At 45.9% G+C, this 12181-nt stretch carries 7 protein-coding genes; 5 read left to right on the forward strand and 2 right to left on the reverse strand.

Annotation, left to right across the window (positions count from 1 at the left end):
- Positions 1 to 57: 57 nt before the first annotated feature.
- Positions 58 to 2094 carry a methyl-accepting chemotaxis protein gene (locus tag AACQ93_RS17700; RefSeq protein ID WP_064607225.1) on the forward strand — a complete coding sequence of 679 codons (2037 nt, stop codon included), beginning with the start codon at positions 58 to 60 and terminating at the stop codon, positions 2092 to 2094.
- A gap of 199 nt (positions 2095 to 2293) precedes the next feature.
- Here AACQ93_RS17700 and AACQ93_RS17705 read toward each other — a convergent pair whose 3' ends face one another.
- A complete protein-coding gene (locus tag AACQ93_RS17705; RefSeq protein WP_064607228.1) occupies positions 2294 to 4138 on the reverse strand; it encodes a lipoxygenase family protein in 1845 nt (614 codons plus the stop codon).
- A 711-nt stretch (positions 4139 to 4849) separates the two neighbouring features.
- Between AACQ93_RS17705 and AACQ93_RS17710 the strand changes: the two genes are divergently transcribed.
- From AACQ93_RS17710 to murQ, 4 genes are all read left to right on the forward strand, one after another.
- Positions 4850 to 6058: an ammonium transporter gene (locus AACQ93_RS17710; RefSeq protein ID WP_064607231.1), complete on the forward strand. Its 1209-nt coding sequence runs from the start codon at positions 4850 to 4852 to the stop codon at positions 6056 to 6058.
- A 174-nt stretch (positions 6059 to 6232) separates the two neighbouring features.
- A complete protein-coding gene (locus AACQ93_RS17715) occupies positions 6233 to 6715 on the forward strand; it encodes a copper resistance protein NlpE (RefSeq protein WP_064607234.1) in 483 nt (160 codons plus the stop codon).
- 403 nt (positions 6716 to 7118) lie between these two features.
- Positions 7119 to 9146 carry a DUF885 domain-containing protein gene (locus AACQ93_RS17720; protein ID WP_064607237.1) on the forward strand — a complete coding sequence of 676 codons (2028 nt, stop codon included), beginning with the start codon at positions 7119 to 7121 and terminating at the stop codon, positions 9144 to 9146.
- A 146-nt stretch (positions 9147 to 9292) separates the two neighbouring features.
- Positions 9293 to 10192 (forward strand): N-acetylmuramic acid 6-phosphate etherase, encoded by a 900-nt coding sequence (murQ, locus tag AACQ93_RS17725; RefSeq protein ID WP_064607242.1) that lies wholly within the window; start codon positions 9293 to 9295, stop codon positions 10190 to 10192.
- 61 nt (positions 10193 to 10253) lie between these two features.
- Here the strand turns inward: murQ and AACQ93_RS17730 are convergent, their stop codons facing one another.
- A complete protein-coding gene (locus tag AACQ93_RS17730; protein ID WP_064607244.1) occupies positions 10254 to 12110 on the reverse strand; it encodes a hybrid-cluster NAD(P)-dependent oxidoreductase in 1857 nt (618 codons plus the stop codon).
- Positions 12111 to 12181: the final 71 nt, after the last annotated feature.

Consider the following 12181-nt stretch of genomic DNA (forward strand, 5'->3'; position numbering starts at 1 on the left):
ACATTATTTCCAACCCTTTCGATGGTATTAATGGAGACTTGTCTCCGGAATAGGTGTATGTGGAAAAATATAAGTAATAAAAGTATTGGTTTTCAATTAAAGTTTGCGATCAGTGTTTTGTTACTGATTGCGTTTAGTTTAACGGCCACTGTCGTTTACCGTAATTCATCCGATATTTTGCTTGAGCAGACAATGGCTGAGCATCAGTCAAAGTTGGATGCGTTGGCGGTTTCTATTGCTGGTCAGTTTGATGTTTTCCTGGAAAATGCTCGTGAGCTGGAAAGTGCGTTTAGAAACGGATATTTAAATGGTCTGAAATTTACTGGCGAGAACGTCAACTTTTCGGGTCATCAGGTGCAGAATATAGTACGAGACGGTGAATCGATGATTAACAGCATTGATGTTGTTGATCGGTTCACTAATGATACTGGTGCCATTGCGACCCTTTTTGCAGCATCGGGCAATGATTTTGTTCGCGTGTCTACCTCTTTGAAAGACAATGCAGGCCAGCGTACTTTAGGCACCACTTTGGGTCAGGGGCATTCGGGTTTCCTTAAGCTGAAAAGCGGTCAGCCATACTATGCCAAGGTGGAGCTTTTTGGTCATGCATATTTGACCTACTATTCACCGATTAAGAACAGCCAGGGTCAAGTTCAGGCTATCTCTTTTATCGGGATTCCGCTTGATACTGCATCTAAAGCAATTTTTGCCAGCGTGTCGAAAGATACCTGGGGTGATACAGGCTATACCATTGTTGTTGACAACGATAGCAAAGCTCAGGGTATATACCTATACCACCCGGTTAACAAAATGAAGGGTGCAAAGATTCAGGATGTGTCTGATTACAATGGTAATAAACCATTCGGCGCAATTTTTGAGTCGAAGAGCGGGATCATGACTTACCCGTATGAGCACAACGGCATTATCGGGGATAAGTACCTTGTTTACACTGAAGTTCCTGGCTGGAACTGGAAACTGTTAGGCGGTACTTTCATTGATGAAGTAACCAAAGGTAGTCAGCAATTACTGAAAGTGATTGTAATGGTAGCTTTGGCGGCCGGTGTTGCGACCTTCCTGATCTTGAGTTTGTTCTTGAGTAAACTGACACGCCCGCTGACAACACTGACCGGTTACATGGATCGTCTGAGACAGGGTGAAGTAACTCTGCAGATGGAATCAGGTGAGGCAAGTTCAGGTAACGAGATTGTTCGTCTGACATACGGTGTGTCTTCTATGGCTGCCAAGCTGAATGAGTTGGTCAGCGAGATCCGCCAGACCAGTGAATCTGTAAACTCACAGGCAACAAGTGTTTCTAATGATGCAAACCAAAGCCTGACCCAGGCTGATGTTCAGCAGGAACAGGTTGAGCAAGTGGTAACAGCAATCGAAGAAATGGCTTCTTCAGCGCAGTCTGTTGCTGAACAGGTTGAGGCTATTGCTGAAAATGTGCGCTCTGCCAATGAAGAAAGCTCATCTGGCTCTGAACTGGTTTCTCAGGTGAGTATTGAAGTGGCGAACCTAAACGAACAGTTGGTTCAGTCAGCAGAAGCTATCGATATGGTAAGCCGTGAAAGTGACAACATTCAGTCAGTGACACGCATGATCGATGAAATTGCTGAGCAGACTAACCTGTTGGCATTGAATGCGGCTATTGAGGCTGCCCGTGCCGGTGAGCAAGGTCGAGGCTTTGCGGTTGTTGCTGATGAGGTTCGTACTCTGGCACACCGTACTCAGGAGTCAGTGAAGGAAGTGGTTGGCATTATTGAGCAGCTGCGTTCTTGTACCAGCAGTGCTGTGACCATGATGTCGGAAAGCCAGGAGCGCGGTAAGCGAGTTACTGATCAGGCGATGCAGGCCGGTATTGCGCTGGAAGGTATCACAACTCAGGTGACTGAAATTGCTGCTCAGGCTGAGACTATTGCCGCAACAGCAGAAGAGCAGGCGCAGGTTAGCCAGGAAATCGCAATGAATGCGACTGAAATCAGCGAGCTGAACCGTCAGGGACGCGAAGTAGCTGCTCAGACGTCACAGAGTGCGACAAACCTTCAAGGGTTATCTGAAGAGCTTAAGGGCCAAGTGGATTACTTCCACTAATCAGACTTGAATGTTGCTATTCGACTATGATGCAAGAGAGGCTTCGGCCTCTTTTTTTTATGTTTAGTTCGGCATTAATAAGCTCGCTATTGTTTCGTATATCGATTACCTAAGTTAACTTGTGTGACGCTGTAACCTTGGGTGTGTTCAAAGATCAAATGAAAGGCGAGGAGCGTGCAGCCCCCCGCCAATATGAGGATTAGATATTTATGCTGACCGGAATTTTACTTGGCAGTAAATAGCTGTACTCCTCACGGTTTTGGTTTCGAATATTAATTTCCTCTTCTATGTCATTTAATGCTTGTCGGAACTGATCGAGTGGCCCACCGTCTTTGGTAATATCAGGATCTTCAAACCAGTTCAGGTAAGGGAACTCATTGGTTTTATATTCGCCCAATTGTCGGTAATAAACACCACCAAGCACTTCTAACACCGATAGCTGTTGCAGAGATTGCTTCAGAGGCGGCAGGGCTTTCACCCATTCTTCTTCACTGTGAATATCGGACGGGGTTTCAGCCCAGAAGGCGCCGGTGACAGCCGGAGCAAAACTCATCAGTGTTCGCTGTGGGAAATTCACAGCAGCATGCTGAGCACTTGCGGTGAAGATCACCATAGTTAACACATCTGCCAGCTGCTCTCTTGTTGTAATTGGTTTAAAGCCACTGATGGCACCTTCAGTCATTAACGACTCTGTCCATGCAGTCAGTTCGTAGTCATTAACAATGTCATCATCTGCTTTGTAATAAATCTCGATATAGGACTGAGTCCAGTTACGGACAGCGTCCCAGACCAGGATGGCATCATCACGATACGGATAATCCGGCAGGTAGTCTTTGTTATCGACATTTCGTGATGCCAGATCGTTTGGCAGCATGTACTGGTAGAAATCAATGTTAAGCCGATCAGTTCCTGCAGCCTGCTGAGTGGCTTGGATTTTGCCGCCGAAAATATTATCAATTGGGCCTTCCGGTGCGATCAGTGAATTTGCTGCACTGTTATTGATAAACAAGGTTCCTTCGAAATGAGGAAGCAGCAGGATATTGACTGGGTGAGTTTCAGCCAGACAGCGGTTGGTTGAAATAGTGAATGCTTCAATGACTAAGTGGGTACGGGCCAGGTGAACGAAAAGCTCATGATAGTTACCGTCGGCAACCTGAACCATGGTCATCGCAGCTTGCCATTGCCAATATTCTGGTGTGCCGCTGTTGTCTTCTACGGCGTAGAAGATGGCAGATGATGTCGGATCCTGGCCATCTTGAATTGCTACCGGAGTGAGTGACTGCTTACCTTTAGGAATCGAAAACAGCGCCATAGGAGCAAAGACTTTTTTATCTGGTCGTTGTGAGTGTTCGGAAAGTTGTTCTAGCTCATGGTAGTCCAGCAGGTATAGGCGCTTGTCTGCAATTGCTTGCTCAAGAGAGTCATCAGATCCCATGACATTCTGATAACCCTGTTCTGTGACAGGGAAATTAGCAGGTATCGCTGTGATCCCTTGGATCAACATCGGATTTTGTCCGGCAACGCGGAAACGTGCAAAGCAGTCATTTTTCTGGAAGACTTCAGCGACAGCAGGCAGTGGCAGCTTTTTAAACAGATCTTTGTAGGCTTGCAGGCCAGCTTCATCTCGGTGTTCCTGAACTTCTTGCTGAACCAGTCTCTGGAACATGTTGATCAGTGATTTAAGCATCAGGCTAGAGTTAGTGATCAATGCCAGTTGTTGTCCCGGTTTGATGTGTTCAATTGCAGCGGAGACTTCTCGGAAGCCGTCTTTTATGTCGATAAGTTCGGTAGCATCTTTCACATTGGCGATAAGGTTTTCGACCACCGGAATTAGTACCTCGGCGACTTTTACGGCCCAGGTCAGTGTTGGCAAGGCTTCTTTAGGAACGTGCTTAACGATAGGCACCGGCCCGACATTCGGATTTTCAGTATCCCATTCATAGTGTTCTTGAGTGAATTTCAGCTGAATTTTACGTTTGAACTGCTCTAGTTTGCTGTCATCTTGAGGAAGGGTTGGGTTTCTGCGTGGAAATAAATTAAACATGATGAATCCTTTCTTAATAGCATTCGTATAGATGCCAGTAGGGTTAAAAAGAAAAAGGTACTGTCATGCTGATGGTAAAAAAGAGCGCCTTTACCACCATACTCCACCGGACCACGGCTTTTGCTCTGATTGAGCGATCACTTGATGAGGTATGTAAACGAAGATAGTTCAACTTCGGATAGACATAATCTAGATGCATTTAATTTCATATTGTTTTGATGTTAACGTGAATTTGATTCCTGAATTTATGAAATTAAAAGTTAGGTTGAACATCTTTGTATGAACTTGATCGATATTGGTATTAGTAAGCTTTTTATCTGCAAGGGGACTCTGCCTTGTCGTTTTAGTCGATGCAGCCTGTCTGGTTGCTACGTCCTGATTGTTGGCTTGGCCGTTGCGTAACCTAAGTGTTTGGTATAACTACTGCGTTGTATAACTGGGCGCTGTCATGGTGCAGGTGATTTTTTTTTGCACCATGATGGATCGCTGGGGGTGAGCATGGTCCTTTGTTCTTCTTTACATTTTTTTAACCTTTATGGTGTAACGCACAATCGTTGTGCGCCTTTGGTTGTTTTTATTGTTTATAAATCAGTCAATTAAGTCGCAATAATTACAAGCGCTAATTTGGCTCCCCAAAATGGTTCGTAATGGCATAAAAACTGCTCTGCTAACTGCGTAATATGATTAACCAACAAGGATGTGGAGACGTTTGTGGACAACATCAACAGCGCAGTAGAAACACTGATCCAAAGCTCAAATACTTTATTTATTCTTATGGGAGCCATCATGGTTCTCGCAATGCACGCCGGATTTGCCTTTCTGGAAGTTGGTACAGTCAGGCAGAAAAACCAGGTAAATGCACTGGTAAAAATCATTGCCGATTTTGGCTTTTCCGCCATTGCCTATTTCTTTATTGGCTACTGGGTTGCCTACGACACCACCTTCCTTTCCGGAGCTGCGCATCTCAGTGATGGCAACGGCTATGAGTTGGTTAAGTTTTTCTTCTTGATGACGTTCGCAGCAGCTATTCCGGCTATTATCTCTGGCGGTATTGCCGAACGTGCGCGTTTTTATCCGATGTTGATCGGTGCTTTTTTCACTGTTGGTCTGGTTTATCCGTTTTTCGAAGGAATTGTCTGGAACGGAAATTTAGGTTTTCAGGATTGGCTGGAAGCAACCTTTGGTGCCGGGTTTCATGATTTTGCCGGTTCGGTTGTTGTTCATGCTTTCGGAGGCTGGGTTGCGCTGGTGGTAGTCGCTCTTCTGGGTATTCGAAATGGACGCTATCGCAGTGGACGTTTGGTTGCATTCGCACCGTCAAACATCCCGCTTCTTGCTTTGGGGGCATGGATCCTGACGATTGGCTGGTTTGGCTTTAATGTAATGTCAGCACAAACCATGGATGGTATCAGTGGTCTGGTTGCGGTGAATACTCTGATGGCTATGGTTGGTGGTATCGTCACTTCGCTGTTTGTTGGTAAGAATGACCCCGGCTTTATTCATAATGGTCCGTTGGCTGGCTTGGTGGCAGTCTGTGCAGGCTCCGACCTGATGCACCCTGTTGGCGCTCTGGTTACAGGTGGTGTTGCCGGCGCACTTTTTGTGTGGCTCTTCACTTATATGCAAAACAAGATGAAGCTTGATGATGTTTTGGGTGTCTGGCCGCTGCATGGTGTCTGTGGTGCATGGGGCGGTATCGCAGCCGGGATATTCGGTAGTGAAGCGTTTGGTGGCCTTGGCGGTGTAAGTATGGCAAGCCAGTTCATTGGCACAGTTGCAGGTATTCTGGTGGCGCTTGTGGGGGCTTTGGTCGTTTACGGTGTTATTAAGAAGACGGTTGGACTGCGTCTGAGTGACGAAGAAGAATATATCGGTGCCGACTTGGCAATTCATAAGATCGGTGCAATCAGCGAAGACTGATTGTTCATACTGAATGTTCTTTATCATTAACGGCTGTGCTCTCTAAGTACAGCCGTTTTAATTTACTGAGATAAAAGATAATTTTACCGTACTTTGACATAAGGATGACGAAAGCCGGACATTTAGCCTCCTATAATCGTACCTTGTTCGATTGAGATTTTGTCAGGAGTTACCATGAATAAACTATTTCTTGCACTGGTCATAGCCGGATTCGCGATTGCAGGTTGTGACCAACAGGGCTCTGTCGATTTGGCATCACAAAGCCATGCAGACACGCAGGTGGTAACTGAAAACCAGCCGCAGGTTGAGCAGTTGATATCTGTCGATACTGCGCATAATGCCCGAAATTCTCTGGATTGGAATGGCGTATACCATGGCACTCTGCCTTGTGCTGATTGCAGCGGCATTGAGACAACGCTGGAATTAAGGCTAGATGGCACTTACATGCTGAATGAAAAATACATTGGCAAGAAAGACGGTGAGTTTAAAACTGAAGGTAAATTTAACTGGAATGCTGCCGGAAATGCTATCGCTGTTCCAAGCGACAGTGAAGATGCTGTGCGATACTTTGTTGCTGAAAATCAACTGTTCAGATTAGATAAAGATGGTCAGCGAGTGACCGACGAGTTAGCTGATGCTTATACGCTGAAAAAATAATGATACAGTTATAAATATATTATTTGCGATAGCCTGACTTCGGTCAGGCTTTTTTATTTCAGTTATTCATGGTAGTGAAAAAATATCGCAATTGAGTTCACAGTTAATAAGCAAACTTAGATCTTCTGTCAGGAAATCAAAATTACTGTGTTCATAAATAATTTATATTATTCACCTAACCACACTCGTTTATTCATATGGCTTTTGAAAAATAGTCTTTTTACTTCAATGCCTTGCATAAAGCAGCTCTTATTTTTAATATGCATTTTGTGCATAATTGGTCGCGCTAAGTAGCCCGTGAGCATTTTCACAAAATGTCTGTTGATAATTGCTTAGTCTTTCTCCTGTAACTTCCTGTTTATCAAAAATATACGATCTAAAAATCACATAAGAGGGAATTTCAATGAAAGGCAGTGATATGCGTAAATCACCATTGGCAATAGCATTATTCGCAATTACAGCACTGGCTGGTTGTAATGATGAAACAACGAATGTTATTGAGCAGCCGAAAGTAACTACAGATGCTTCTGTCGCGATGCGAACAGTATTTTCTGATTACCAAAAGGCAATGGATACATTGGATAGTACAAGCTTCGGTCAAATAAATGATCAGATGGCATCATCACGCCAGGCTGTCGATCGTTTATATCTTGATAAGCTGGAATCTATTAATCGTGATTCTTTATCTGATGAAGATAAGATTTATTACGATACTTTCCGTTTCGACCGCAATATCGCAATTCGCGGTGCATCACTGCCTAATACCCGGTTTGGTAATTTCGCTATTCCGATCACCCATTTTTATAACTACATCAAATGGAATGCCGAATATGCCGGAGATAAACAGAACAAGCTAGAAGATTATCAGCAGCACATTCAGGTAGTGCGTGAATTTACCGCCTGGGTTAATAACCTCCATGCTCAGTATTCGATGGGGCAGATTGAACATGCTCAGTTACCGAAAGTGTTAACTGAAAGATTGGTGACAAGTACTGAGGAATCAGTTGCAGCTCATGATTATCAGATGTTGAAAAAAGGGCTGGCTGATATTAAAACGCATACCGGCTATGACACTGAATTCTACAAAGAATATGAGCTGGCTGTGGGTGATGCAGTCAGAGCGACTACTGAGTTGATTACCTACCTGAAAGGCGATTACATGACAGCGGCTCGAGGTGTGGGCAGTTTGGATGATCGCAATATTGGCTGGGGTGATTTGCCTAATGGGCAGGCCTGGTATCAGTGGCATCTGGATCGAAATAGTACGACCGGGAAGTCTGCGATGGAGCTCAATCGACTGGGTGAAGATTTGGTTGCTGACGCCAAAGCTGAAATGGAACGTGTAGCCAGGATCCTTGTTAAAAATCGCGGTAAAACAGTTGAAGCTGACTGGCGCGATGACAAAGGAGTTGTAAGTAAGAAGACATTTGTATTGGAAGATGCTGACGGCAACATTGATTTGACAGCATTTTTCGCTTTCCTTAATAGCCAACAGTTCTTTTATGGCCGTGATGGTCGGACGATTTCTGGTACTGTGCACGCTGAAGCCTGTAAAACTGCATCGGACCTCTCGGCCTGTGAAGCGGCTTTGACGGACTACTATAAATTCAAGAACGATGCCAATGATGTGGTTGCCCGATACTTTAAACCGATAGAAACTGATTACAGCATTGTGCCAATTCCGGCAGATGGCGAACTATATGAAGGGGTCGCATCCTACGGTCAAAACGAGTTTAACCTCAATACAAACCCTGACTACAGTTTGCAGAAGTGGAATGTTTCGACTCTGCTCCTGCATGAGGCTGCACCGGGTCATCACTTCCAGAATGCTTACTCGCTTGAGTATCCACCAGCGAATAAGCCCGATTACATCAAAGATGTCAGTTACACCGCCTATGCAGAGGGGTGGGCGCTTTACACTGAATGGCTGGGACTGGAAATGGGTATCTATGGTGAGTTAGATGCCAATGGTAAGCCGACATTTGTTAACGGTACCGGCATGTGTAAAGAAGACCTTGATTATTCTTCTTTCCAGGGCGGTATTTACAACAATGCTGAAGAGTGTAATGCGCTGCAATATTTCGGTAGTCTGAACGAAGCCCAGTTACGTAATATGCGCCTAGCCGTTGATACTGGTATTCATGCTAAAGGCTGGAGTATTCAGGAAGCGCGTAAATACATGAGAAGTAACTCAGCTTTAGGTACAGGTGATATTGAATCTGAAAGCTTTCGTTATGCGGCTTATGTCGGTCAGGCCGTGTCTTATAAATCTGGCTATCTGGTGATTAAGGAAATGCTTGATAAAGCTAAGTCTGAGCTGGGTAATGATTTTGAGTGGGCAGAATTCCATGATCAACTGTTGAAGTATGGTGATCAGCCTATGGAAGTGGTTCAGACCAGCATTGAAAACTGGATCAAATCAAAGCACTAAATCACCCTGATAACTCATTGTGAAATCAGCCCTTGCAATAAAAAGCGGGGGCTTTTCTGTTTTGGCTATGTAATTTTGTTTTATATCCTCGTTTTCTCTTATCCATTACAATGAAAACCAGTCAGAAATCACGAGTCCGGATCCCGATGAAAATTGATCTATCCAACATGGTAACGGAAAGCCGTAATGCCGCCAGCCAGCAAATCGATACACTCTCGACAATTGAGATGCTAAAGGTCATCAATGAGGAAGATAAAAAGGTCGCGTTGGCGGTAGAACAGGTATTACCGCAAATCGCCCTGGCAGTTGATGTGATTGCGGCAGCTTTTCAGAAAGGTGGACGATTGATCTACAGTGGTGCCGGAACATCCGGTCGATTGGGTATTTTGGATGCCAGTGAGTGCCCGCCTACTTATGGCACTAAGCCAGAGCAGGTTATCGGCTTGATCGCTGGCGGTCATCCGGCGATTTTCAAAGCGGTGGAAAATGCCGAAGATAACCGGGAGTTGGGCGCAGACGATCTTAAGACGCTAGATTTCAATCATAATGATGTTCTGGTCGGTATTGCCGCCAGTGGTCGGACGCCTTATGTGTTGGGGGCAATGGAGTACGCAAAATCTCTCGGTGCAACCGTGGGGTGTATCAGTTGTAATCCGCAAAGTGCGATGACTGAACTGGCAGATATCAGTATTACTCCGATCGTTGGCCCTGAAGTGGTGACGGGGTCTTCGCGTATGAAGGCTGGGACGGCACAGAAGCTGGTGCTGAATATGCTAACAAGTGGGGCGATGATCCGTATCGGTAAAGTGTACGGCAATTTGATGGTTGATGTTGAGGCCACCAATGCCAAACTTGTTGAGCGACAAAAGAAGATTGTAATGGAAGCCACCGAGTGCAGCCGCGAAGAAGCAGAAACCGCGCTGGTGGCTTGTAACGGTCATTGTAAGACCGCTATTGTGATGATCCTGGCTCAGCTGTCTGCTGGTGAAGCTAAATCACTGCTGGCCAACAATAACGGCTTTATCCGTAAGGCAATTGAAAGCTGACAGTTGGTATTTAGCTCCTCTTCTTTTTTGTTGAAGAGGAGCTTCATAATTCTCTTCGAACCTAGGATCTCACTTCTACATCCGTTTTAGGGATGCAGCAGCAAGCCAATACCTTGCCTTCTTCTTTTTCTCCCGGAAGCAGGGCTGGCACATCCGGTTGCTCCACTTCACCAGACTCAAGCGTGACTTTACATGCACCACAGAAGCCGGCACGGCAGCTATTGGCAATGGTAAGACCAGCATCTTCTGCCTGTTCCAGCAGTGTTTTCTGGTTGTCGCCCTGGAAAAGGTTGCCATCAACACTAATGGTAACGCTTTGGGTTGCCTGTTCAGTATTGCCTTTTATCGGGCCGAATGCTTCCTGATGGTAGTTAGCCTCAGGAAGACCAGTGTTAAGCAGCAATGTTTTTGCTTCAGTCATAAAGGCATCCGGGCCACAGACAAAGACCTGTCGTTCTGCCAGGGATGGAATGTACTTTAGCTGACTCTCACTAAGCCTTCCGGTCAGTCCGTCCCAGTCGGCTTCTGGTCGGCTAAGCACAAAGATAACTTTAAGCTGCGGGTACTGAGCGGCAAGATTTGCCAGCTCTTCCCGGTATGGGATATCAGCCTGACTGCGGCATTGGTGATGGAATACTACATCGCGGACCTTGTCGTGATCAGCGAGGTAGCGAAGCATAGAGATCATCGGTGTAATACCGCTGCCGGCAGAAAGCAGGAGTAACTTGTCGGTATGCAGACCAAGATGGAAACTGCCATCCGGCTTCTCAGCAACTAAAGTATCGCCAACCTGCAGGTTATCGTGCAGCCAGTTCGACACCCGGCCATCATCAATGCGCTTAACCGAAATCGCATAACGTCCCGGACGTGACGGGCTGGAAGACAGGGTGTAGCGACGGGCTACATACTCACCGTTGATTTCTAACTGAAGCGGCAGGTGCTGCCCCGGCTGGTAGGTTGGCATGGACTGTTGTTTGGTCGGTTCTAGCCAGAAAGTGCAGAAATCTCGGGCAATGTCTTCACGTTCAACACAGGTTAGTGTCAGTTTTTCATCACCGTTATCTTCGTAGACTTCTTTTGTTTTGGTTTCCAGAACTTCAACTTTATCGCCGGCTTTGATCACACCTTCATTCAGGGCAACCAGATTCTGGCCGAAGAAAACATCACCCGACTTGTCAGCGCGGAATTTCGATAAGGTCACCAACGGCTCTTTGAGCGGGTGCGGTTCACCGGTCTCCGGGTTAACTGTGGTCAGGATACAACGAGCACAGGGTTTAATCGCTTCAAACTCGACTTCACCGATACGGATGCGTTTCCAACTGTCTTCGGCGAAAGCTTCAGTGCCGGAAACGACCAGGTTGGTACGGAACTGATCCATGGTGTGCTGTTCCATGCTGCGTTCATTCAGCGCATCCAGCGAAGCCTGGCTAATCACTAACAGCGGATAACCATCGGCAAAGCTGACATTTTGCTGGATCTTGCTGCGAACACGGTTGGATTGCTCGCCAGTGTAGAGCAGGCGTACGTCTTCATCCATAACATGGCTGAACCAGGCATCAGCTTTTGATGATGTGGTGTAAGCGCTGAAAGTGTCGCTCCATACTGTGGCATCAGCTTCATTCATAGAGAATTCTGCATATTTCAGGATGAGTGGCGACATACCGGGAAAGCTTAGGGTCAGGCCATTATGCTGAAGTGTTGCACTGACTTTGACCAATTGTGGGTACTTGCGTGCAGTAATCATGCTGCCGTCTTTTTTTGCCACCATAAAGCGACGATCGAAACATAATCCCTGTTTTTCGACCCAACTTTGCGACAGGCTGAGTCCGCTGACAGACTTGACGGGGAATACATTAATTTGCGACAAGTTCGGCGTTTGAGAAAGAACCGTTTTACCGGCTGATGCTGACTGGCTCACTGTAACTGTCCTTGCTGAGTTATTGTTCTTATTTGTAATGGAGAATGATTTTATCAAAGACAGCAAGGGAT

The organism is Photobacterium sp. J15 (assembly GCF_963870815.1).
Classification (GTDB): Bacteria; Pseudomonadota; Gammaproteobacteria; order Enterobacterales; family Vibrionaceae; genus Photobacterium; species Photobacterium marinum.

Coding starts and splice junctions, on each gene's coding strand:
- AACQ93_RS17700 (WP_064607225.1), top strand. CDS start 58: ATGTGGAAAAATATAAGTAATAAAAGTATTGGTTTTCAATTAAAGTTT.
- AACQ93_RS17705 (WP_064607228.1), bottom strand. CDS start 4,138: ATGTTTAATTTATTTCCACGCAGAAACCCAACCCTTCCTCAAGATGAC.
- AACQ93_RS17715 (WP_064607234.1), top strand. CDS start 6,233: ATGAATAAACTATTTCTTGCACTGGTCATAGCCGGATTCGCGATTGCA.
- AACQ93_RS17720 (WP_064607237.1), top strand. CDS start 7,119: ATGAAAGGCAGTGATATGCGTAAATCACCATTGGCAATAGCATTATTC.
- murQ (WP_064607242.1), top strand. CDS start 9,293: ATGAAAATTGATCTATCCAACATGGTAACGGAAAGCCGTAATGCCGCC.